Raw genomic sequence first — 23485 nt, forward strand, 5'->3', positions numbered from 1 at the left:
ATTGCATTTTGTACAAGGAAATCATCATGCTCCACCCGCGAGCCAGAACCATGCTGTTGCTGGCAATTCCGGCGCTGATCATTGGCGTGGCCTCAAGCCTGGTCCTTATCGTCGTGATGAAAATCGCGTCGGTGCTGCAAACTCTCTTATGGACAGCGCTTCCGGCAAAACTGGGGGTCACCGCGGATTCTTCGGCGTGGATCATCCTGATGCTGACGTTAACCGGTATTGCGGTGGGTCTGGCGATCCGTTTCAGTCCCGGCCACGCCGGACCGGACCCGGCGCTGGAACCTCTGATTGGCGCTCCGGTTCCCCCCTCTGCACTGCCGGGGCTGATCGTCGCATTGATCGTGGGCCTGGCGGGCGGCGTCAGCCTGGGTCCCGAGCATCCGATTATGGCGGTGAATATTGGCCTGGCGGTGTTCCTCGGCGCACGCATTCTGCCTCGCGTCGGCGCGCTGGACTGGACCATCCTCGCCTCCGCAGGCACCATCGGGGCGCTTTTTGGCACGCCTGTCGCTGCTGCCCTGATCTTTTCTCAGACGTTGGCCAGTGATAACGACGTCCCGCTCTGGGATAAGCTGTTCGCTCCACTGATGGCCGCGGCTGCCGGCGCGCTGACGACAAGCCTGTTTTTCCATCCCCATTTTTCCCTCTCTCTGCCGCACTACGGAGAGATGCGGATTGCAGATATATTCAGCGGCGCCATCGTCGTCGCGATCGCCATCGCGCTGGGCATGGTGGCGGTATGGTGTCTTCCGCGCCTGCACCGGCTGGTGCATAAACTCAAACATCCGGTATTGATTCTGGGAACAGGGGGGCTAATCCTCGGTGTTTTAGGGGCAATTGGCGGAACGGTGACCCTGTTCAAAGGTCTGGACGAGATGCAGCAGCTGGCCTTCAGCCAGGTGTTTAGCGTGTCCGATTACCTGTTGTTTGCCGTCATCAAGCTGGCGGCGCTTGTCGTTGCTGCAGCGTGCGGTTTCCGCGGCGGGCGTATCTTCCCGGCGGTGTTTGTCGGCGTGGCGCTGGGGCTGATGCTGCACGAGCATGTCGACGCGGTTCCGGCGGCGATTACCGTATCCTGCTCTATTCTGGGGCTGGTACTGGTGGTGACGCGCGATGCATGGCTGAGCCTGTTTATGGCGGCGGTGGTGGTGCCGGATTCGACGCTGTTCCCGCTGCTCTGCATCGTGATGTTGCCCGCCTGGCTCCTGCTGGCGGGCAAACCGATGATGATGGCCTGGCGAAACGACAAATAATCAGGCGCTATTGCGCGCTTCCAGCGCTTTGGTAATCGCTCCCAGCAGCGGCGGGATATCCGCTTTTGGCAGCATCACCTCAATTAGAGAGAGCCGCTCGTGGTGCGCCACTTTTTCCAGCACGTCCGCCAGCTGCTCCGCTTCACTGACTTGCCAGCACTGGGCCTGAGGATCGAGGCTCAGGGCCTGCGGGATTTGCGTCCAGTTCCATAGCGCAATGTCATTGTAACGCTGTTCCGGCCCGTGAATTGCCCTTTCAACCGTGTATCCTTCGTTGTTGAGCACCAGAATGATGGGATGTTGTTTATCACGCAACATTGACCCGAGCTCCTGAATGGTCAGCTGTGCCGCGCCATCCCCCGTCAGCACAATCACCCGCCGGTTCGGGCATGCCGTTTGCGCACCGAACGCTGCGGCCAGGGTGTAGCCGATCGAGCCCCACAGCGGCTGGACGATAAAATTAACGTCGGCAGGCAAACGCAGGTCAATCGCGCCGAAGGCCGAGGTGCCCTGATCGGCCAGGATGATGTCTCCCGGGCGAATAAACGTTTGCAGCGTTTGCCAGAAATTCTCCTGAGTAAGTGAGCCGTCCGGCTGAGGGAAATTCATCGCGCTGTGCGATGCCGGAACAGGCTTATCGTGAATATGCTGTTTGCACAGCTCCAGCAGTGCTTCAATGGCCTGGGCCATCGGGATGCCGGTAAACCAGATATCGCCGACGCGGGCGGCATGAGGCTGGACTTCTATCGTCTGTGCCAGTGTTAACTGATGGGTAAACCCGGCCGTCAGAGTATCGGTAAAACGCGTGCCGATGCACAGCACCGTATCCGCCCCCTCTATCGCCTCTTTTACCGGACCGGCACTGGCCGAACCGCTGTAGGTACCGTAAAAACCGGCGTTACGTTCGTCGAAAATGCCTTTGCCCATCAGCATCGTGGCATGCGCCATCGGCACATCCTTCACCCACTTCTGCAGCGCGTGCTTCAGCCCATGGCGCAGGACAAGAAAATCCGCTAACAGCGCGGTACGCTTACTCGCTGCCAGTTGACGCTCCGCAGCATCCCGGAACGCTTTCAGGCAGGCGCTATCGGCATGGGCATGCCGGAGCGTGAGAGCGTTTACAGGCGGCGTAGCGGCTTTTTTTGCCACATCGGCAGGTAACATCAAATAGCCGGGACGACGTTCCCGGAGCATCGTCGTCAGTACCCGGTCGATTTCATAACAGGCGTTTTGTTCGGTCAGGATCGCCTGTGCAACGGTGATCGGCTCGCTCATATGGTAAAAATGACGGAACTCACCATCGCCCAGCGTATGGTGCAGCAGTTCCCCCCTTTGCTGAGACGCCATCCCCGGCGCGCCAACAATATGCAGCACCGGAACATGCTCGGCATAGCTGCCCGCAATGCCGTTCATGGCACTTAATTCTCCGACGCCAAACGTCGTCAGCAGCGCGGCGAAGCCCTTACAGCGGGCATATCCGTCAGCGGCATAAGAGGCGTTTAACTCGTTGGCACAGCCCACCCAGCAGATATCCGGGCTGTCTATTACGTGGTCGAGAAACTGCAGGTTATAGTCGCCCGGCACGCCAAACAGATGATCGGCTCCACAATCTGTAAGACGGTCCAGCAGGTAATCGGCGACGCAGTACGGGGTACGCATAAACAGGTATCCTTCTGATGTTGACCTCACTTTGAGTATTAAATAAGCGTGATGGCTGTCCAGAATTGGCGATAAGAAGGCTATGGAAAGAATGCTTTACAAAAAATGCTGGGCTATGCTGCTTTTTTTCACGTTAATGTAAACGTATACACTGATTTTTCTCTTCAGCACGAGAGGTCATACGAATGGGTTATCAGCCGGACAAAAATCGTTATCAGACAATGGAGTATCGCCGCTGTGGGCGAAGCGGAATCAGGTTGCCCGCGGTCTCGCTGGGGCTGTGGCATAATTTTGGTGACGCTACGCTTATCGAAAATAGCCGTCAACTTTTACAGCGCGCGTTCGATCTGGGTATTACACATTTCGACCTTGCCAATAACTATGGTCCCCCGCCGGGGTCTGCCGAGCGTAATTTCGGCCGTATTTTGCAGGAGGATTTCCTGCCCTGGCGCGACGAGCTGATCGTCTCCACGAAAGCGGGATATACCATGTGGGACGGCCCTTACGGCGACTGGGGATCGCGTAAATATCTGCTGGCAAGCCTCGATCAAAGCCTGAAGCGCATGGGGCTGGAATATGTCGATATCTTCTATCATCACCGTCCTGACCCGGAAACGCCGCTGCAGGAAACCATGAAAGCGCTTGACCATCTGGTGCGCCAGGGCAAAGCCCTGTATGTCGGGTTATCCAACTATCCTGCCGAGCTGGCGCGAAAAGCGATTGATATCCTGAATGACCTGGGCACGCCCTGCCTGATCCTCCAGCCGAAATACTCAATGTTCGAACGTGCGCCGGAAGAGGGTTTGCTGGATGTTCTGCAGGAAAAAGGGGTCGGCTGTATTCCCTTCTCGCCGCTGGCAGGGGGACAGTTGACCAACCGGTATCTTAACGGTATTCCCGCCGATTCCCGTGCGGCAAGCGGCAGTCAATTCCTTAACCCGGAACAGATCACCGAAGAGAAGCTTGAGAAGGTGCGCCAGCTAAACGCCCTGGCAGAAAGCCGCGGCCAGAAACTCTCGCAGATGGCGCTTGCCTGGGTGTTACGCCATGAGGAGGTCACGTCGGTACTGATCGGTGCCAGCAAAACGGCTCAGATTGATGATGCCGTGGGTATGCTGGAAAACCGCCAGTTTACCGCAGAAGAACTTTCCCTAATCGACCAGATCCTGAGCAGTTCAAAATAAAACCACTTTTAGCAAAAAGTGCTCTCCCTCGGGAATTCGGAGTTGAGGCGATGAAACGAGCCTTTACCAACTCGTAATATTGCGTTAACAGGCCCCACGAAGGCCCCGATCGTGAAGGAGAAAGAGTATGTTCAGGTCACTGATTCTTGCAGCGGTATTACTGGCTTCGGCCCCGCTCGTCGCCACTGCGGGCGAAATCACCCTGTTGCCATCAGTAAAATTACAAATTGGCGATCGTGACGACTACGGCAGATACTGGGACGGTGGCTACTGGCGCGACCGTGATTACTGGCACCGTCACTATGAGTGGCGCGGCGATCGCTGGTGGAAACATGACAACGGCAGACACCGCGGCTGGTATAAAGACAACGCCTATGAGCGCGGTTACCGTGAAGGCTGGCGGGATCGTGACGACCGTCGCGGCTGGGGTCGCGGCAAAGGTCATGGTCACGGCCATCATCATTAATCCAAAAGGAGCCCCTGCGGCTCCTTTTTTGTTAAAGACCCAGCGCGGTTCCCACCAACAACCACAAGTTCAGCGCCACGACGACCACCACGATGGCCCACCCGGCCCGTTTCACCAGCGTCGTATTAACCAGTTCGCCCATCAGAGTTTTATTGCTGGTGAAAATCAGCAGCGGCACCAGCGCCAGCGCAATACCAAAGCTCAGCAACACCTGGCTCATCACCAGAATTCGCGTTGGATCGAGCCCCATCATAATCACGATAAACGACGGAAGCATGGTGATAAAACGACGCACCCACAATGGAATATGGAAGCGAACAAATCCCTGCATCACCACCTGTCCTGCCAGCGTCCCCACCACCGTGGAGGAGAGACCGGCGGCAACCAGGCTCAGACCAAATATCGTGGCAGCAGCATGGCTCAGTAACGGCTCGAGCGTGAGGTAAGCCTGGTCGAGATCGGCGACACCAGTATGACCGTTAAAGTGGAAAGCGGCGGCTGCGGTGGCCATCATCGCCAGATTCACAAAACCCGCGATGGTCATGGCGATTGCCACATCCCATTTGGTTGCCGAGTAGCGTTCTTTACGCGTCCCGCCGTGCAGATGCTGGGTCAACGAGGAGTGCAAATAAATGACATGGGGCATAATGGTCGCCCCAAGGACCCCGGCGGCCAGGAAAACCGCTTCCGAGGTTGGCAGGCTTGGGATCACCATGCCTTTCGCGAGCTGCGCCAGATTCGGCTGTGAGAAAATCAGCTCGACGATGTACGCCGCAGCAACAAACAGCAGCAGGCCACCAATGACCTTCTCCAGCGGTTTTTGACCCCGACGTTGCAGCATCAGGATCAGGAATGTGGCAATCCCGGTCAGCACCGCTCCCTGTAACAGCGACACGCCCAGAATCAGCTTAAAGCCAATCGCTGCCCCGATAAATTCAGCGAGATCGGTTGCCATGGCGATAATTTCCGCCTGAACCCAGTAGAGCCACACCGCCGGACGGGGATAATGGTCGCGAATTTGCTCCGCCAGGTTTTTACCCGTGGCAATCCCCAGTTTTGCAGAGAGCATCTGAATCAGCATCGCCATCAGGTTTGCCCAGACGACCACCCACAGCAGCTTATAGCCGAAACTGGCCCCGGCCTGAATATTGGTCGCAAAATTACCCGGATCGATATAGCCGATGGCAGCAATAAAAGCAGGTCCCATTAATGCGAACCGCAACTTGCGCGCGGCTCTACCACTGCTACCCTCTACGCGACTGTTTGTCATTATCTGCCTCTGGAAATATAGCCTTTGCTATGTTTAATGCTATCAAAATGAGAATGATTATCAAGATCATTTAGAGTGTTTAAAATGATTTCTCTGATAGCTAAGAACAATAGATGGGCAGGTGGTGCGACATCACAGAATGTGAAAATGCGCGGTCATTTGTGAAGCGTAGCACACAAACTTAACTTTTCACTCATTTACCTAACATAACAAAAATGTATTGTGGATCACTAATTTTGAGACTCGTCACAGGATGTAACTATAGTGTGTCCCTGATCTCGTTTTCTTTTCGCTTGTTACATAGAATGTGCACGAAAATTAAACCTGCCTCATATTTGGAGCAAATATGGACCGCGTCCTTCATTTTGTCCTGGCACTTGTTGTCGTTACTGCACTCGCATTGCTGGTCAGCACAGACCGCAAAAAAATTCGTATTCGTTATGTTGTCCAGCTGCTGGTCATTGAAGTTTTACTTGCGTGGTTCTTCCTGAACTCCAACGTAGGCCTCGGCTTCGTGAAAGGCTTCTCCGAAATGTTCGAAAAACTGCTCGGATTCGCCAACGAAGGGACAAACTTTGTCTTCGGTAAAATGAACGACGAAGGTCTGGCATTCTTCTTCCTGAAGGTACTGTGCCCAATCGTCTTCATCTCCGCGCTGATCGGTATTCTGCAGCACATCCGCGTTCTGCCGTTCGTTATTCGTGGCATTGGTTTCCTGTTATCCAAAGTAAACGGCATGGGCAAGCTGGAATCTTTCAACGCCGTAAGTTCCCTGATCCTCGGTCAGTCTGAGAACTTCATCGCGTATAAAGATATCCTCGGCAAAATGTCCCGTAACCGCATGTACACCATGGCGGCAACCGCGATGTCTACCGTTTCCATGTCTATCGTGGGCGCGTACATGACCATGCTGGAGCCTAAATATGTGGTTGCAGCGCTGGTTCTGAATATGTTCAGCACCTTTATCGTTCTGTCGCTGATCAACCCGTATCGCGTTGACGCCAGCGAAGAGAACATCCAGATGTCTAACCTGCACGAAGGTCAGAGCTTCTTCGAAATGCTGGGTGAGTACATCCTGGCCGGTTTCAAAGTGGCGATTATCGTTGCCGCGATGCTGATCGGCTTTATCGCCCTGATCTCCGCACTGAACGCCCTGTTCGCCGCAGTGCTGGGCATCTCCTTCCAGGGCATCCTGGGCTACATCTTCTACCCTGTCGCATGGGTGATGGGTGTTCCAGCTCACGAAGCGCTGCAGGTGGGCAGTATCATGGCGACCAAACTGGTTTCTAACGAATTCGTTGCGATGATGGATCTGCAGAAAATCGCCAGCACGCTCTCTCCACGTGCGGAAGGCATTCTGTCTGTATTCCTGGTCTCCTTCGCGAACTTCTCGTCCATCGGTATTATCGCCGGTGCGATTAAAGGCCTGAACGAAGAACAGGGTAACGTGGTTTCTCGCTTTGGCCTGAAACTGGTTTACGGCTCCACCCTGGTGAGCGTCCTGTCTGCTTCTATCGCTGCGCTGGTTCTGTAACGTTTACCGTAAAAAAAAACCGGGAGTCTTACTCCCGGTTTTTTTATGCCCGCAATTCTTCCAGCGGTTTGGGTTTGCCTATCAGGTAGCCCTGGAGATAGTCCACGCCGAAGCGTAGCAGCATCTCCCGCTGCGCTGGCGTCTCAACATATTCGGCCACCACGCACAGTGATTTCGTCTTCGCCAGATTACATATCGACTGGACGATCATTGCGTCCATATCATCAGTACAAATATCTTTCACGAAACAGCCGTCAATTTTAATGATGTCTGCCTGCAGGCGTCTCAGACGCTCGTAGTTGGCGTAGCCGGTACCAAAATCATCGATGGCAATCCTGAAACCGTAATCCCGCAGCTGCTGAATGTTGTGGATGCTGCAGCCGGAATTGGAGAAGGCCTGCTCTTCGGTGATCTCAATCACGACAGCCTGAGGCGCAACGCCGTACCGTTCAAAGAGCGCACAAATCTCAGTCGCCACCTCATTTTGCATCAGCGTAAGCGGCATCAGATTGACAGAGAAACGGGCGCCAGCCTGCGTCGCTGGGTGATCGCGCAGCCACAGCAGTAATTTTTCCATGACGCACATATCAAACCGGTGGCTGAGGTTGAACTGGGCAATCAGGGGAATAAAGCGGTCAGGGGTGATGATCTCGCCCTCGCTCTCCATACGCGCCAGAATTTCGTAGTACCCGCTACCGTCCGCCTTCTGGATCGGCTGCGCATACAAATGGAACTGCCCCGCCTCCAGGGCGTGCTTAATCCGCGCCAGCATCAGGACACGCTCCGTTGTTTGTCCTGATGCAGCTTCCAGGCTATTCGTCAGCGCAAGAACGTTGTGCGCTCCGCAGGATTGCTCGGCCAGCCAGCTCAGTTGCCCCAGCGTGTGGTGCAGTTTCTCACCGTTTTCGACCATTCCCCAGGACGCGCCAAATTCGATATCCAGCCCGGTATTGTTCCAGAAAATCTTACGGCTGTTCAGCCTATCAACCATATGCTGGAGGCGCTCGGCCGTTCCCTGCCCAAGCAATACCAGCACCAGCTCGCTTCCCGGCAGCTGGAAAAGCGTCTCATCTTTTTGCAACAGCGGCTGGAGAGAGGACGTGATCATTCGTTTGCAGTGCACCCGCATGAGAATGCCGTAATGGCGGCTCAAAAACTCCAGATTATCCATTCTCAGGCAACACACTTTGGCATCCGGGTGGTCGAGGAGAAAATCTTCCAGCGCACGAATGTTGGGTAATCCTGTCAGCGGATCGGTGAGCGCTCTGTCCTGCCAGCCCTGCTTCAACCATTCGCTTCGCTGATAGATACGCGACATATAAAGCAGGCAGATAGCAAATGAGATCAGTACCGACAGGATAAAGGAGAGCGAATGGCCCGACTCCACTCCGTTTAGAAAGTTGTAGTTGTAGGTCAACAGCAGAAGCGCAGAGGTGGCCCACAGCAGAGAGATAAGCGCGTAGCTCAGACGGCTAATCGCTAACGTAAAGAGAATGAAAATTATCGGCATCAAATAGCCCGCAATAACAGGCGACTCAAAAGGCGCACATAAAATTGCGATGATGGCGATTAACAGCATCAGCCAGACGAATATATATAATGATTTCTTGTGTAAAAACACGGGCTTCACACTTCGCCGCCAGAACTTGATGGCATAACGAGGATTAATAATCATTCTTAACGGATAATAGAACATCATGGTAAAAATCATCGCCGCGCATATCAGGCTTTGAATATCAACAACGTTATAAATTACCGTTCCTTCGCCGAAGAAAGTTGAGATTGTGACCGGAAAATCAAAGAAATAGCCAGCGAGATACATCGACATTTTAATGCCTATCGGCACCATAAAGCCGAGCCAAAATATGCGTAACCCAATGTGCCTGTTGGGCATACAGTAGCGCCATCGCCGGCCCAGCAGAAGGCGCAGAACACCGCAGGCAGCGAATACGGAGAAAGTCTGACAGAACAGTAATACTGAATATTGTAGTGGTGCTAAATTAACGTTAAATATATTAGCAACCATAAAACTTATCAGAATAGGCAGAATACCGCGGCGCCCCAATAACAGCATAATCGCCAGCATAACGCTTAACGGGAGCCACGCTAAATAAACGTCGTGTTCATTAACAATTGCACGCGGGGAGAGATAACGGGAAACGGGAACCGCAATCAGACAGATCGCCAGAGCAATTATAAATATCTTTACATTATTATACGATTTTCTATTCATTAAGCTGTGGGAGATTATTATCCATTCATATCATTGACCGCATGGATAATAGGTTTATTAATTACGCGAATCAAGTTGAAGTCTATTTATAGACTGATTTATTGATTTCGGTTGAGGTGGGATATGGAAAAAAACCATTTTGGCAACAAAATACGTTGAGGGGTGTTACAAAAACATAAAAAAAACCCTCGTCTTTTGACGAGGGTTTAAAATTTTGGTGGAGCTAAGCGGGATCGAACCGCTGACCTCTTGCATGCCATGCAAGCGCTCTCCCAGCTGAGCTATAGCCCCACATGTGACTTTACTAACCACACTCTGTTGGGTTCAGAGTTTGGTGGAGCTAAGCGGGATCGAACCGCTGACCTCCTGCATGCCATGCAGGCGCTCTCCCAGCTGAGCTATAGCCCCATCGTAAAGCTGTCATGTTGACGGGCGGCATAATATGAATTCCGCCGCGGAGTGTCAACGGCAAAATCAATAGCCGCGGTTCAATCGCCGAAAAATCATGCAAATGAATCACTTTGCGAGCCTGCTCGCAGTCATGAGTTAAGCCTGTCACGTTTTCACGTAAAACGGTGCTATAAAATGAGCCGTTAATTAACCCCACGAATATTCAGGAAATTGAATGATCAAGGAACGAATGACGCCGGAAGAGTTAGCCCTGCTCACTGGCTATAGCCGACAGACCATCAATAAATGGGTACGCAAAGAGGGTTGGATAACGTCGCCCAAGCCCGGTGTCCAGGGGGGAAAAGCGCGCCTGGTGCATGTGAACGAAAAGGTGCGTGACTTTATCCGCAGCGCACGCCGGGCAACGGAAACATCCGCTGTGCCTGACGGCATCAGCACTGACGGTTCACTTCATACCCTACTCCTGACGCTGGCCAATGAAATGACGCCGGAAGAGCAGAAGCAGATGACATCGCTACTATTGCGGGAAGGGATTACCGGTTTGTTGCAACGTTTAGGGATTCGCGACCAGAATTAATATGAAAAGACTACGTAGCAAAATGACCACGGAAGAGCTGGCGGAGAATTTGGGTGTTGCCAGACAAACGGTAAATCGCTGGATACGGCAGCAGGGGTGGAAAACCGAAGGACTCAATGGCGTAAAAGGCGGTCGGGCGCGGCTCATTCACGTTGATGCACGCGTGAAGGAGCATATTATGAGCCTCCCGGCTATCCGTAACCGCCAGGCGGTTTATCATCTGGCTGAGGTGGCCTCATCCTACAATGAACAGCCTTCACGTCTGCGTCCGGGCATTATCGAAACGCTGGAGAGTATGACTGAGCTTGAACAGCAGCGTCTGGATACCTTACTGAAGCGCGAAGGAATACGCGGTTTTCTTGCTCGTCTGGGTATTGCCGAATAAAAGGCAAAAAAAACGGCAGGATACCCTGCCGTTTTTCTTATAGATGGCTTAATTACTGCTGATTTTCACGTTCTGCAATAAAATCCAGCGCCTTGTTGATGCGCGCCACGCTGCGTGACTTGCCGATGGCATGGACAGTCACGTCCAGCGCCGGAGACTGACCCGCGCCGGTCACCGCAACGCGCAGCGGCATACCGACTTTGCCCATGCCCACTTCCAGTTCGTCTGCAGTCGCCTGAATGGCGTGATGCACATTCTCAGCGGTCCACTCGGTGAGCGCAGCAAGCTTGTCACGCACCACTTCCAGCGGCTGACGCGCAACCGGGCGGAGGTGCTTCTTCGCGGCGTCGGCGTCGAACTCATCAAACTCTTCATAGAAATAGCGGCAGCTTTCGGCAATTTCTTTCAGCGTTTTGCAGCGCTCGCCGAGCAGTTTTACCAGGTCCGCCAGCTCAGGGCCAGTGCGGGTATCAATGTTTGCCTGCTCAATGTGCCACTGCAGGTAAGTCGCCACATATTCCGGCGGCATGGTATTGATGTAGTGATGGTTGAGCCACAGCAGCTTGTCGGTGTTGAATGCGCTGGCAGATTTGCTCACAGAGCTCAGAGAGAACAGTTCGATCATCTCTTCGCGGCTGAAGATCTCCTGGTCGCCGTGAGCCCAGCCCAGACGCACCAGATAGTTCAGCAGCGCTTCCGGCAGATAGCCGTCGTCGCGATACTGCATGACGCTGACCGCACCGTGACGTTTAGACAGCTTTTTACCGTCGTCGCCGTTGATCATGGAGACGTGCGCATAGACCGGAACAGGTGCATTCAGCGCTTTCAGGATGTTGATCTGGCGTGGGGTATTGTTGATATGGTCTTCACCACGGATAACGTGGGTAATTTCCATATCCCAGTCATCAACCACGACGCAGAAGTTATAGGTTGGGGAACCGTCGGTACGGCGTATGATCAGATCGTCCAGCTCCTGGTTGCTGAATTCGATCGGGCCACGGATCTGGTCGTCGAAAATCACCGAGCCATCCTGCGGGTTAGCAAAACGCACCACGCATGGCTCATCAGCGGCATGCTCGCTGTGGTCGTGGCGGCATCGGCCGTCATAGCGCGGTTTTTCACCGTTCGCCATCTGCTCTTCACGCAGCGCATCCAGACGCTCTTTGGAGCAGTAGCACTTATACGCCGTGCCCGCGACCAGCATCTCATCAATAACAGCGTTATAGCGGTCAAAACGTTTGGTCTGGAAATACGGGCCTTCGTCCCACTGCAGGTTCAGCCAGTTCATACCATCCATAATGGCTTCAATTGCTTCCGGCGTGGAGCGCTCAAGATCGGTATCTTCTATACGCAGCACGAACTCACCTTGGTTGTGGCGTGCAAAAAGCCAGGAATAGAGAGCAGTACGAGCACCACCGACGTGCAGATAGCCTGTCGGGCTCGGCGCGAAGCGAGTTTTGATTTTCATGAAATGGCCTTACGTTATAAAGATGCCGGCAATCGGCAAATCCCGGGGAAAAAACGATGGGCAATATTCTATCACTGTGGGGGGATTCCTCAATGTCGATCCCTTTATCGTGGCGGAGTTTGCTGTTTTTGTTTAGAAATCATGCGCCACCGCCCGTTTTGCGATCGTTTTGTTTAATTTTACGACGAACGAATAAAAACTTTAGAAAATGCGTTGACTCATTTTCAACTCTCCCTATAATGCGACTCCACACAGCGGGGGTGATTAGCTCAGTTGGTAGAGCATCTCCTTTACACGGAGGGGGTCGGCGGTTCGAGCCCGTCATCACCCACCATCTACTTCGGTAGACTCGCAGTGTAGATAAGAATTGAGATTGGGCGATTAGCTCAGTTGGTAGAGCATCTCCTTTACACGGAGGGGGTCGGCGGTTCGAGCCCGTCATCGCCCACCATTCTCACCTTATCACAGCAGTTCCGAAATGGGCGATTAGCTCAGTTGGTAGAGCATCTCCTTTACACGGAGGGGGTCGGCGGTTCGAGCCCGTCATCGCCCACCATTTCGGGTCGTTAGCTCAGTTGGTAGAGCAGTTGACTTTTAATCAATTGGTCGCAGGTTCGAATCCTGCACGACCCACCAATGTAAAAAAGCGCCCTAAAGGCGCTTTTTTGCTATCTGCGATCTGGATGATTCGAACCTGCAGCAGGTTCGAGCCGAACGCAGTGAGGCACCGGAGCCGTTTACGGCGACGGCCCGAAGGGCGAGCGAAGCGAGTCATCCTGCACGACCCACCAATGTAAAAAAGCGCCCTAAAGGCGCTTTTTTGCTATCTGCGATATAAAAATATGAACCTGCCGCATTTTCCTCAAGCTAATCCCGTCGGTGCCGATACCTCTGTTTTATAACGCGAGGAAAAAGTATGACGACCATTCAGGCTTCAACCCAACAGATTCAAACCAGCGGCGCGAGTGGCACTTCGAGCAGTAACGATATCTCTGCGCAAATCACCCGCATTCTCGACAAGATCAAAAAGCTGACCCAGCAGTTAAAAGAGCTGGCAAACAGCCCCGGCAGTGCAGATGAGAAGAAGAAGCAGCAGGAACTGATTCAGACCCAGATCAAAGTGCTGCAGGCACAGCTCGCCGCACTGCAGCGCCAGCAGGCCGAAGAAGCTCAGAAGAAGCAGGATCAAAAACTGGGCAAAGTAGAAGGCGTGAATAGCCCGTCAGACACTAATCAGATTGATATCTACATCTAATCGTCTGATGCGTTAAACAGTGGATCGCGTATGCGGGCCTCGGTTAATCGTTGTGCCTGGATACGCACCACTTCCCAGATGGCCTGCGCCGCACCCGAGAGCGAACGATTTTTTCGCCGCACCAGCATCAGCTTTCGTTCGACAACGGGCGTCAGCCGCTTCACCGCCAGCTGGCTTCCCTGCGGCAGGGGAAGCGCCAGAGCGGGCAACACGCTGATGCCAATTCCGGCTTCCACCATCGGAAACAGCGTGGCCGGATGACCAATCTCCTGCACGATCGTTGCCTTAACGCCCTGATTCACCAGCGCGGAATCAATCAGCGGGCGGCTGCCTGAGGCATAATCCTGTAAAACCAGGTTCGCCCCCTGCAGGGACTGCCAGCTGACCTCTAGCAACGCTGCCAGCGGGTCGTCGTCACGGCAGAGCAGCAAAAAAGGCTCAGAAAGAACGCTTTCGCATTCCAGATCGCTCACCTGGCCAGGATCGATCACAATACCAAAATCCACATCCCCCTGGCGGATGCTCTCCAGCACCCACTGCTGCGGTCTGTCATGCAGGACAAAATCAATATCAGGATAGCGATGGTTTCCCTCGGCAATACATTGCGGGATAAGGTGCGCGGATATCGTCTGGCTGGCCGCAACCCGCACGGTGCCCGACAGCTGCTGCCCCAGCCTCCCCACGTCTCTGAGCGTGCTGTTCAGCTCATCAAGCAGCCGTTCAAGACGCAGGGCCAGCTGCTGCCCCGCTTCGGTCAGGACCACTTCACGCGTGGTGCGGTCAAGCAATCTAACGCCGGTCTGGTTTTCCAGCTCCTTCACGCTGTGGCTGACCGCCGACTGGCTCAGGCCGATCATTTCACCTGCCCGGCTAAAGCTGCGGGCATGGGCGACGGTGACGAAAATGCGAAGCTGGCGTAGGGAATAATTCATCTGTTTAATTCATGAATGGATGCAATAAATCAATTTTATTTCTCAAATGGAAAAAAGCACAATAGCGACATCTGTTTTCAGGAGTCATTATGAAACTATTTCGTATTCTTGATCCGTTTACGCTCACCCTGGTGGCCACCGTTTTACTGGCCTCGTTCTTCCCTGCTCGCGGCGGTTTCGTCCCTTTTTTTGAGGGACTGACGACAGCCGCCATCGCACTGCTGTTCTTTATGCACGGCGCAAAGCTCTCCCGCGAAGCGATTATCGCTGGCGGTAGCCACTGGCGACTGCACCTCTGGGTGATGTGCAGCACGTTTATTCTGTTCCCGAGCCTCGGGGTGCTGTTTGCCTGGTGGGCACCGGTTAACGTCGATCCGGCGCTCTACACCGGTTTCCTGTACCTCTGTATTCTCCCGGCCACCGTGCAGTCTGCCATTGCCTTTACTTCTCTTGCCGGAGGGAACGTGGCAGCCGCGGTCTGCTCCGCATCGGCATCCAGCCTGTTAGGGATTTTCGTCTCCCCGCTGCTGGTGGGCCTGCTGATGAACATGCACGGCGCGGAAGGTAACCTTGAGCAGGTCGGTAAAATCTGCCTGCAGCTGCTGCTGCCGTTTGTCCTGGGCCATCTCTCGCGTCCGTGGACCGGGGCGTTCGTGGCGAAGCATAAGAAATGGATCTCCAAAACCGACCAGTCGTCGATCCTGCTGGTGGTCTATTCCGCCTTCAGCGAAGCGGTCGTGAACGGGATCTGGCATAAGGTGGGCGCAGGCTCGCTGCTGTTTATCGTGGTGGTCAGCCTCGTTCTGCTGGCAATTGTCATTGCGGTGAACGTTTTTGTGGCGCGCAAATGCGGCTTCAGCAAAGCCGATGAGATCACCATCGTCTTCTGCGGCTCCAAAAAGAGCCTGGCGAACGGCATCCCGATGGCGAACATTCTGTTCCCCACCTCGGTGATCGGGATGATGGTGCTGCCGCTGATGATTTTCCATCAGATCCAGCTGATGGTCTGCGCGGTGCTGGCGCGTCGCTACAAGCGCCAGACGGAAAAGCTGGCGCAGGAAGAGACCCGCGCCGCGAAGGCTTAAGGACGCTTCAGGGGCTGCACCAGCTGGGTCAGCCCCTCGGTTTTGATCAGTAACGTGATAGCCATCAGCTCGCCCAGGCGCCCGGCGGGGAATTCGTCCTTGCGGGCGAACCACAGCAGGTACTCCTCCGGCAAATCGATCAGCCTGCGGCCCTTATATTTACCGAACGGCATTTCCGTATTGGCGATCTCAACGAGCTGCTCTTTCTCCACGTTACTCTCCTAACAGGCGCATCATTTCCGCTTCGTCGATAACCTCAATGCCGAGCTCCTGGGCTTTCGCCAGCTTCGAACCCGCAGCTTCGCCGGCAATCACCAGGTCGGTTTTCTTCGACACGCTGCCCGCCACTTTGGCCCCCAGCGCCACCAGACGCGCTTTTGCATCGTCGCGTGAAAGCTGGCTAAGGCTACCGGTTAGCACCACGGTTTTACCGGCAAATGGACTATCAATTTCTTCGGCGTTGACCACCACCGGCGCGGGCCATTTAATGCCCTCTTCCAGCAGCTTGCCGATGACCTCGCGGTTGCTCTCTTCGGCAAAGAAGTTAAAGACGTGCGTGGCGACGACGATGCCGACGTCCGGCACTTTCTGCAGCTCGTCGATGCTTGCCTTTTCCAGCGCCTCCAGCGTACCAAAGTACGTGGCTAAACCTGCCGCCGTCGCTTCGCCGACTTCACGAATGCCCAGCGCGTACAGGAAGCGGGCGAAGGTCGTCTCTTTCGCTGCTTCCAGCGCGTTAACCACGTTCTGGGCTGACTTCGGCCCCATGCGATCCAGACCGGTCAGTTTGCCCGCCGTGAGCCTGAACAGATCCGCTGGCGTATGGACATACTCTTTCTCAACCAGCTGATCGATAATCTTGTCGCCCATGCCGTCAACGTCCATTGCGCGACGGGAAACAAAGTGCTTAAGCGACTCTTTACGCTGCGCGCCGCAGATCAGGCCGCCCGTACAGCGGGCCACCGCTTCGCCTTCCACACGCTCTACGTCAGAGCCGCATACCGGGCAGTGGGTCGGGAAAACGACCTCGCGCGTATCATCAGGACGTTCTGACTCAACAACGTTCACCACCTGTGGGATAACATCGCCCGCGCGGCGAATCACCACTTTGTCACCGATGCGCAGGCCGAGGCGTTCGATTTCATCGGCGTTGTGCAGCGTAGCGTTACTCACCAGCACGCCTGCGACCTGCACCGGCTCCAGTCGAGCGACCGGAGTAATAGCGCCCGTACGGCCCACCTGAAATTCCACGTCGCGAACGAAGGTCATCTGCTCCTGGGCAGGGAATTTAAACGCCACCGCCCAGCGCGGTGCACGCGCCACAAAGCCCAGCTGCTCCTGCAGCGCCAGCGAATTGACCTTGATGACAACGCCATCGATATCAAAGCCGAGCGTCGGACGGTCCTCTTCCACTTTGTGGTAGAACGCCAGCACCGCTTCCGGCGAGTCGCAGAGCTGAACGCGGTTGCTCACCGGCAGGCCCCAGGCTTTAAACTGCAGCAGACGCCCGAGGTGCGTATCCGGTAACTCACCACCTTCCAGAATACCGACGCCGTAGCAGAAGAAAGTAAGCGGTCGCTTCGCGGTGATGCGCGGGTCAAGCTGGCGCAGAGAGCCTGCCGCCGCGTTACGCGGGTTAGCAAACACTTTCCCGCCGGTGCGACGCGCCTCTTCGTTAATTTTCTCGAATCCCGCCTGCGGCAGGAACACCTCGCCGCGCACTTCCAGACGCGCGGGAATGTTGTCTCCCTGCAGCTTCAGCGGGATCGCGCGGATGGTTCGCACGTTAGTGGTGATGTCTTCACCCGTCGTACCGTCGCCACGCGTGGCGGCGCGCACCAGCACGCCGTTTTCATAGAGAAGGCTGACCGCCAGGCCGTCGAGCTTCAACTCGCAGCACCATGTGAGGGAATCGCTGCTTTTCAGACGGTCCTGCACGCGCTTGTTAAACGCGAGGAAGCTCTCTTCATCAAAGACGTTGTCCAGCGACAGCATCGGCACTTCGTGACGCACCTGGCTGAAAGCCCCCAGCGGCTCGGCGCCGACGCGCTGGGTCGGAGAATCTGGCGTAATCAGTTCCGGGTGCTGCGCCTCCAGCTCGCGCAGCTCGCGCATCAGCCGGTCATACTCCGCATCAGGCACTTCCGGTGCGTCCATAACATGATAGAGATATTCATGATGGCGAAGCGTGGTTCGCAGTTCAGTGAGTTGTTGTTCGATTGAGTCCATATCGCACCATCAATGAGAAAAAACCCCCGACAGGCGGGGGTTGAGGAGGAGTTGAAGTAAACGCGACAATTACGCGTTGGCTTCCTTCACTTCGCGGATGCGGTCCTGATACTCGCGCAGCTTCTGCGGGGTCATCATTCGACGCTGATCGTCGAGCACCACACCACCCACTTCATCAGCGATGTGCTGAGCGGACTGCAGCATCAGCTTGAAGTTTTGCAGCTCGTCGCCGTAGGACGGCACCTGCATAAAGATAGTGACACCCGGCGTCACGAAATCACCGGTCATTTCCGGGTCAAAGGTGCCTGGGTTGACCATATTGGCCAGGCTAAACAGCGCCGGACCACTACCGTCAGGGCTCAGGTGGCGATGGAAAATATTCATATCGCCAAACTTGAAGCCTGCCTGTTGAATACTGTTGAGCAACACGTCACCGTTGAGATGGCTGCCGTGATGCGCGGCCACGTTCATGATGATCACCGCTTCTTTACGCTGCGGCTTTTCAACAACCGGTTCAGGCTCGGCGACCGGCTCTGGCTCAACGTGCGGAGCCGGAGCGGGCTGCGGCGCAGGCTGTACATGAACAGGCTGCTGCGGCTGCTGCGCAGGTTGCTGTTGCACGGGCTGCTGCACAGGTTGCTGTTGAACCGGCTGTGGCGCAGCGGGCTGCTGTTGGACAGGCGGTTGCGGCGGCTGACGTACAGGTTCTTCCACTGGCTGCGGCGCTGGCTGGCGCGGCTGGGCAGAGGCATACGGCGGTTGATACTGGTGCTGCGGAGCGCGGGGGGCTTCATGCTCCCCATGAGCCGCGCCGGGCGCAGTATTGACCCGATGAACACGAACTTCACCCACGCCGTCGTCGTCGCTACTGGTGATGTCATCTTCAGTGTCATCATCATCACGACTGGACTTCATGCGCTTCAGTGGGCGATCGCGAAACATCGAGGAACGCTCTTTACGGCTGGTCCAGAAACCATGTACCAGTAAAGCGATTATGGCGATCGCGCCAACAATGATTAATATCAGACGCAAATCCTGCATCATTATATTCTCTGTTGTTCTAACACCTTGCCACCACGGCAAACATTTACTCACTAAGAGTATTTGCCGTTTACGTCAAGTGCAAGTGTGTGCAGAGCATTCGCAGCATAAAGATGAAGTAAATCGTGCTTTTTGCTGGTTTTTCGAACATTTCCGAACTGGTCATTGGTCCGCAAGTGGATAATATAGGCGGGCAATTCCACTGGTTGTGAAAAAAGGAGTACAGCCTGGTTATGGTTTCAACATCGTCTTCTCCCCCGCGCAGCGGCGTCTGGTATTTTTCTCAGGGCTGGAAGCTGGTTTCACTGCCAGGTATCCGTCGCTTCGTCATTCTGCCGCTGCTGATCAACATTATTCTGATGGGCGGCGCGTTCTGGTGGCTGTTCACAAAGCTCGAAAGCTGGATCCCGTCGCTGATGAGCTACGTGCCGGACTGGCTGCAGTGGCTTAACTACCTGCTCTGGCCGGTGGCGGTCATCTCCGTGCTGCTGGTATTCGGCTATTTATTCTCAACGATCGCGAACTGGATAGCCGCGCCGTTTAACGGCCTGCTGGCGGAACAGCTGGAGGCGCGGCTTACCGGCGCGACGCCACCGGACACGGGCGTGCTGGGGATCGTGAAAGATATCCCGCGCATTATGAAGCGCGAGTGGCAGAAGTTTGCCTGGTACCTCCCCCGCGCGGTTGTACTCCTTGCCCTCTACTTTGTCCCCGGCATTGGCCAGACGGTTGCGCCGGTGCTGTGGTTTCTGTTCAGCGCCTGGATGCTGGCCATCCAGTACTGCGACTATCCGTTCGATAACCACAAGGTGCCGTTCAAAGCGATGCGCACCGCGCTGCGCACCCGGAAGGTCGCCAATATGCAGTTCGGCGCGCTGACCAGCCTGTTCACCATGATTCCCTTCCTTAACTTGTTCATCATGCCGGTTGCGGTTTGCGGCGCGACGGCGATGTGGGTGGACTGTTATCGTGCTAAGCACGCGTTATGGAAATAATGCAAAAATGTGTAAAGCAGGGGTGGCTTATGCCGCCCCTTATTCCATACTGATCCCCATTATTTCCTTGCAGTATATAGATATGCGAATTCCTTACTTCCCCCTACCTGCTTAGCAGGTATGCTGGGTCGGTATCCCAATTTCATACAGTTAAGGACAGGCCATGAGTAAGATTTATGAAGACAACTCGCTGACTATCGGTCATACGCCCCTGGTTCGACTGAACCGTATCGGTAATGGACGCATTCTGGCGAAGGTCGAATCACGCAACCCGAGCTTCAGCGTAAAATGCCGCATCGGTGCAAACATGATTTGGGATGCTGAAAAACGCGGCGTGCTGAAGCCAGGCGTTGAGCTGGTGGAACCGACCAGCGGTAACACCGGTATCGCTCTGGCCTATGTTGCTGCCGCACGCGGCTACAAGCTGACCCTGACCATGCCGGAAACCATGAGCATCGAACGTCGCAAACTGCTCAAAGCGCTGGGGGCGAACCTGGTCCTGACCGAAGGCGCGAAGGGCATGAAAGGTGCCATTCAGAAAGCGGAAGAGATCGTGGCCAGCGATCCGGCGAAATATCTTCTGCTGCAGCAGTTCAGCAACCCGGCTAACCCTGAAATTCACGAGAAGACCACCGGCCCGGAAATCTGGGAAGATACTGACGGCCAGGTTGACGTATTTATCTCCGGCGTCGGCACCGGCGGCACGCTGACCGGCGTGTCTCGCTATATTAAAGGCACAAAAGGTAAAAAAGAGCTGATTACCGTTGCCGTTGAACCTACCGACTCCCCGGTTATCGCTCAGGCGCTGGCGGGCGAAGAGCTCAAGCCTGGCCCGCATAAAATTCAGGGCATCGGCGCGGGCTTCATTCCGGGTAACCTGGATCTGAAGCTGATCGATAAAGTCGTTGCCATCACGAACGAAGAAGCCATCTCTACCGCGCGTCGTCTGATGGATGAAGAAGGCATTCTGGCGGGTATCTCTTCCGGTGCGGCCGTTGCGGCAGCGCTCAAACTTCAGGAAGATGAAGCCTTTACCAATAAGAATATTGTGGTTATCCTTCCTTCCTCGGGTGAGCGTTACCTGAGCACCGCACTGTTTGCCGATCTGTTCACGGAAAAAGAGCTGCAACAGTAGTGCCAGTATGTTAATAACGCGTAAAAAAGCACCTTTTCGGGTGCTTTTTTGTGACCTGCTTCAGACTTTTGCCCCTCCTGGCATTGCTTCACCCCGATGTGTCTGGTATTTAAACCAGCAATTATTTTGAAGCGTGAAATTAATCAGTGAACGAAATACCCTTGCTGAATCGATTTTATGATTTGGTTCAAGTCTTCCTTTCGCTGCATAATGTTTAATGACGATTGAAACGTCAGCGCTAACAATACAGGCTAAAGTTAAGCCGCCAGGCTAGACTTTAGTTCCACAACACTAAACCTATAAGTTGGGGAAATACAATGTTCCAGCAAGAAGTTACCATTACCGCTCCGAACGGTCTGCACACCCGCCCTGCTGCTCAGTTTGTTAAAGAAGCGAAAGGCTTCACTTCTGAAATCACTGTAACTTCCAACGGCAAAAGCGCTAGCGCAAAAAGCCTGTTCAAACTGCAGACTCTGGGCCTGACTCAGGGCACCGTTGTTACCATCTCTGCTGAAGGTGAAGACGAGCAGAAAGCAGTTGAGCATCTGGTTAAACTGATGGCTGAGCTCGAGTAAGTTTCCGGGTTCTTTTAAATATCAGTCACAAGTAAGGTAGGGTTATGATTTCAGGCATTTTAGCATCCCCGGGTATCGCTTTCGGCAAAGCACTGCTGCTGAAAGAAGACGAGATCGTCATCGACCGGAAAAAAATTTCTGCCGACAAGGTTGATCAGGAAGTTGAACGTTTTCTGAGCGGTCGTGCCAAGGCATCTGCGCAACTGGAAGCGATCAAAACTAAAGCTGGCGAAACTTTCGGTGAAGAAAAAGAAGCCATCTTCGAAGGGCATATCATGCTGCTCGAAGATGAGGAGCTGGAGCAGGAAATCATAGCCCTGATTAAAGATAAAGGCATGACGGCCGACGCGGCTGCGCATGAAGTTATCGAAGGTCAGGCAACTGCCCTGGAAGAGCTGGATGATGAATACCTGAAAGAGCGTGCGGCTGACGTACGTGACATCGGTAAGCGCCTGCTGCGCAACATCCTGGGCCTGGCCATTATCGACCTGAGCGCGATTCAGGATGAAGTGATCCTGGTTGCCGCTGACCTCACCCCGTCTGAAACCGCACAGCTGAACCTGAAAAAGGTCCTTGGTTTCATCACCGACGCGGGTGGCCGTACCTCCCACACCTCAATCATGGCGCGTTCTCTGGAACTGCCTGCCATCGTGGGCACCGGTAGCGTCACCTCTCAGGTGAAAAACGGCGACTATCTGATTCTGGATGCCGTAAACAATCTGGTTTACGTCAACCCAACTAACGAGGAGATCGAAAAACTGCGCGCGGTTCAGGAGCAGGTTGCGACTGAAAAAGCGGAACTCGCTAAGCTGAAAGACCTGCCAGCCATCACCCTGGACGGCCATCAGGTAGAAGTGTGCGCAAACATCGGTACCGTACGCGACGTTGATGGCGCTGAGCGCAACGGTGCGGAAGGTGTTGGTCTCTATCGTACAGAATTCCTGTTCATGGACCGCGACGCGCTGCCTACGGAAGAAGAGCAGTTTGCTGCGTATAAAGCCGTTGCAGAAGCGTGTGGCTCACAGGCGGTTATCGTCCGTACCATGGACATCGGTGGCGACAAAGAGCTGCCGTACATGAACTTCCCGAAAGAAGAGAACCCGTTCCTGGGCTGGCGTGCCGTGCGTATCGCGATGGATCGTAAAGAGATCCTGCGTGACCAGGTTCGCGCTATCCTGCGTGCCTCCGCTTTCGGTAAGCTGCGCATCATGTTCCCGATGATCATCTCTGTTGAAGAAGTGCGTGCACTGAAGAAAGAGATCGAAATCTACAAACAGGAACTGCGCGACGAAGGTAAAGCATTTGACGAGTCAATTGAGATCGGCGTGATGGTGGAAACACCAGCAGCGGCGACCATTGCGCGTCATTTAGCCAAAGAAGTTGATTTCTTTAGTATCGGTACCAATGATTTAACGCAGTACACCCTGGCAGTTGACCGTGGTAATGATATGATTTCACATCTCTACCAGCCAATGTCACCGTCCGTACTGAACTTGATCAAGCAAGTTATTGATGCTTCTCATGCAGAAGGTAAATGGACTGGCATGTGTGGTGAGCTTGCAGGCGACGAACGTGCTACACTTCTGTTGCTGGGTATGGGTCTGGACGAATTCTCTATGAGCGCCATTTCCATCCCGCGCATTAAGAAGATTATCCGTAACACGAACTTCGAAGATGCGAAGGTGTTAGCAGAGCAGGCTCTTGCTCAACCGACAACGGACGAGTTAATGACGCTGGTTAACAAGTTCATTGAAGAAAAAACAATCTGCTAATCCACGAGATGCGGCCC

20 protein-coding genes, 6 tRNA genes and 1 other RNA gene are annotated in these 23485 nt (G+C 54.4%); 17 read left to right on the forward strand and 10 right to left on the reverse strand.

What is annotated here, in order from left to right; translation table 11 throughout:
• Positions 1-26: 26 nt before the first annotated feature.
• A complete protein-coding gene (locus tag AC2FAJ_RS18245; protein WP_041908826.1) occupies positions 27-1262 on the forward strand; it encodes an ion channel protein in 1236 nt (411 codons plus the stop codon).
• On the opposite strand, the gene ipdC is transcribed toward AC2FAJ_RS18245, so the two are convergent.
• Positions 1263-2921 (reverse strand): indolepyruvate decarboxylase, encoded by a 1659-nt coding sequence (ipdC, locus tag AC2FAJ_RS18250; RefSeq protein WP_045631034.1) that lies wholly within the window; start codon positions 2919-2921, stop codon positions 1263-1265.
• Between the two features lie 185 nt (positions 2922-3106).
• Between ipdC and mgrA the strand changes: the two genes are divergently transcribed.
• Both mgrA and AC2FAJ_RS18260 read left to right on the forward strand, forming a co-directional pair.
• Complete coding sequence (gene mgrA / locus AC2FAJ_RS18255) at positions 3107-4105, forward strand: L-glyceraldehyde 3-phosphate reductase (RefSeq protein WP_045631033.1); 999 nt, start codon at positions 3107-3109, stop codon at positions 4103-4105.
• 127 nt (positions 4106-4232) lie between these two features.
• A complete protein-coding gene (locus AC2FAJ_RS18260) occupies positions 4233-4571 on the forward strand; it encodes a DUF2502 domain-containing protein (RefSeq protein WP_041908820.1) in 339 nt (112 codons plus the stop codon).
• 31 nt (positions 4572-4602) lie between these two features.
• Here AC2FAJ_RS18260 and AC2FAJ_RS18265 read toward each other — a convergent pair whose 3' ends face one another.
• Positions 4603-5841 (reverse strand): Nramp family divalent metal transporter, encoded by a 1239-nt coding sequence (locus tag AC2FAJ_RS18265; RefSeq protein ID WP_045631032.1) that lies wholly within the window; start codon positions 5839-5841, stop codon positions 4603-4605.
• A gap of 346 nt (positions 5842-6187) precedes the next feature.
• Between AC2FAJ_RS18265 and AC2FAJ_RS18270 the strand changes: the two genes are divergently transcribed.
• Entirely contained in the window at positions 6188-7375 is a 1188-nt protein-coding gene (locus tag AC2FAJ_RS18270) for a NupC/NupG family nucleoside CNT transporter (RefSeq protein WP_008501591.1), read from the forward strand.
• A 43-nt stretch (positions 7376-7418) separates the two neighbouring features.
• On the opposite strand, the gene AC2FAJ_RS18275 is transcribed toward AC2FAJ_RS18270, so the two are convergent.
• From AC2FAJ_RS18275 to AC2FAJ_RS18285, 3 genes are all read right to left on the reverse strand, one after another.
• On the reverse strand, positions 7419-9608 hold the full coding sequence (locus AC2FAJ_RS18275) for a sensor domain-containing phosphodiesterase (protein ID WP_045631031.1): 2190 nt from the start codon (positions 9606-9608) through the stop codon (positions 7419-7421).
• A gap of 215 nt (positions 9609-9823) precedes the next feature.
• Positions 9824-9899 (reverse strand) — tRNA-Ala (locus AC2FAJ_RS18280).
• 41 nt (positions 9900-9940) lie between these two features.
• Positions 9941-10016: transfer RNA gene (locus AC2FAJ_RS18285), tRNA-Ala, on the reverse strand.
• A gap of 217 nt (positions 10017-10233) precedes the next feature.
• Here AC2FAJ_RS18285 and AC2FAJ_RS18290 point away from each other — a divergent pair.
• Both AC2FAJ_RS18290 and AC2FAJ_RS18295 read left to right on the forward strand, forming a co-directional pair.
• Positions 10234-10596 carry a YfeC-like transcriptional regulator gene (locus tag AC2FAJ_RS18290; protein WP_047364140.1) on the forward strand — a complete coding sequence of 121 codons (363 nt, stop codon included), beginning with the start codon at positions 10234-10236 and terminating at the stop codon, positions 10594-10596.
• Position 10597: 1 nt separating this feature from the next.
• Entirely contained in the window at positions 10598-10981 is a 384-nt protein-coding gene (locus tag AC2FAJ_RS18295; RefSeq protein WP_032644902.1) for a YfeC-like transcriptional regulator, read from the forward strand.
• A gap of 52 nt (positions 10982-11033) precedes the next feature.
• Here AC2FAJ_RS18295 and gltX read toward each other — a convergent pair whose 3' ends face one another.
• Complete coding sequence (gltX, locus tag AC2FAJ_RS18300; protein WP_045631029.1) at positions 11034-12449, reverse strand: glutamate--tRNA ligase; 1416 nt, start codon at positions 12447-12449, stop codon at positions 11034-11036.
• A 258-nt stretch (positions 12450-12707) separates the two neighbouring features.
• Here gltX and AC2FAJ_RS18305 point away from each other — a divergent pair.
• The 6 genes from AC2FAJ_RS18305 to AC2FAJ_RS18330 all read left to right on the forward strand — a co-directional run bounded on the left by AC2FAJ_RS18305 (position 12708) and on the right by AC2FAJ_RS18330 (position 13704).
• Positions 12708-12783, forward strand: a tRNA-Val gene (locus AC2FAJ_RS18305).
• Positions 12784-12824: 41 nt separating this feature from the next.
• A tRNA-Val gene (locus AC2FAJ_RS18310) sits at positions 12825-12900 on the forward strand.
• Between the two features lie 29 nt (positions 12901-12929).
• Positions 12930-13005, forward strand: a tRNA-Val gene (locus AC2FAJ_RS18315).
• 4 nt (positions 13006-13009) lie between these two features.
• Positions 13010-13085: transfer RNA gene (locus tag AC2FAJ_RS18320), tRNA-Lys, on the forward strand.
• A gap of 26 nt (positions 13086-13111) precedes the next feature.
• Positions 13112-13240: non-coding RNA, RtT sRNA (locus AC2FAJ_RS18325), on the forward strand.
• Between the two features lie 125 nt (positions 13241-13365).
• Entirely contained in the window at positions 13366-13704 is a 339-nt protein-coding gene (locus AC2FAJ_RS18330) for a FlxA-like family protein (RefSeq protein ID WP_041908812.1), read from the forward strand.
• On the opposite strand, the gene AC2FAJ_RS18335 is transcribed toward AC2FAJ_RS18330, so the two are convergent.
• Positions 13701-14636: a LysR family transcriptional regulator gene (locus AC2FAJ_RS18335; RefSeq protein ID WP_041908810.1), complete on the reverse strand. Its 936-nt coding sequence runs from the start codon at positions 14634-14636 to the stop codon at positions 13701-13703. The genes AC2FAJ_RS18330 and AC2FAJ_RS18335 overlap by 4 nt on opposite strands.
• Positions 14637-14725: 89 nt before the next feature.
• Between AC2FAJ_RS18335 and AC2FAJ_RS18340 the strand changes: the two genes are divergently transcribed.
• A complete protein-coding gene (locus tag AC2FAJ_RS18340; RefSeq protein WP_485454390.1) occupies positions 14726-15721 on the forward strand; it encodes a bile acid:sodium symporter family protein in 996 nt (331 codons plus the stop codon).
• Here AC2FAJ_RS18340 and AC2FAJ_RS18345 read toward each other — a convergent pair.
• The 3 genes from AC2FAJ_RS18345 to zipA all read right to left on the reverse strand — a co-directional run bounded on the left by AC2FAJ_RS18345 (position 15718) and on the right by zipA (position 18994).
• Positions 15718-15933, reverse strand: coding sequence for a DUF3820 family protein (locus AC2FAJ_RS18345; RefSeq protein ID WP_003861328.1), 216 nt, complete (start codon positions 15931-15933; stop codon positions 15718-15720). The two genes, AC2FAJ_RS18340 and AC2FAJ_RS18345, sit on opposite strands and share 4 nt — an antisense overlap.
• A gap of 1 nt (position 15934) precedes the next feature.
• Entirely contained in the window at positions 15935-17950 is a 2016-nt protein-coding gene (ligA, locus tag AC2FAJ_RS18350; protein WP_150144499.1) for an NAD-dependent DNA ligase LigA, read from the reverse strand.
• Positions 17951-18019: 69 nt separating this feature from the next.
• On the reverse strand, positions 18020-18994 hold the full coding sequence (zipA, locus tag AC2FAJ_RS18355; protein ID WP_447087551.1) for a cell division protein ZipA: 975 nt from the start codon (positions 18992-18994) through the stop codon (positions 18020-18022).
• A gap of 230 nt (positions 18995-19224) precedes the next feature.
• On the opposite strand from zipA, the gene cysZ reads away from it, so the two are divergent.
• The 4 genes from cysZ to ptsI all read left to right on the forward strand — a co-directional run bounded on the left by cysZ (position 19225) and on the right by ptsI (position 23468).
• A complete protein-coding gene (gene cysZ, locus AC2FAJ_RS18360) occupies positions 19225-19986 on the forward strand; it encodes a sulfate transporter CysZ (RefSeq protein WP_028013995.1) in 762 nt (253 codons plus the stop codon).
• Positions 19987-20149: 163 nt separating this feature from the next.
• A complete protein-coding gene (cysK, locus tag AC2FAJ_RS18365) occupies positions 20150-21121 on the forward strand; it encodes a cysteine synthase A (RefSeq protein WP_028013996.1) in 972 nt (323 codons plus the stop codon).
• A 317-nt stretch (positions 21122-21438) separates the two neighbouring features.
• Positions 21439-21696, forward strand: a complete 258-nt coding sequence (gene ptsH / locus AC2FAJ_RS18370) for a phosphocarrier protein Hpr (protein ID WP_000487600.1) — start codon at positions 21439-21441, stop codon at positions 21694-21696.
• A gap of 44 nt (positions 21697-21740) precedes the next feature.
• On the forward strand, positions 21741-23468 hold the full coding sequence (ptsI, locus tag AC2FAJ_RS18375) for a phosphoenolpyruvate-protein phosphotransferase PtsI (RefSeq protein ID WP_008501604.1): 1728 nt from the start codon (positions 21741-21743) through the stop codon (positions 23466-23468).
• Positions 23469-23485 lie beyond the last annotated feature (17 nt).

The organism is Enterobacter cloacae complex sp. 385G4 (assembly GCF_057320665.1).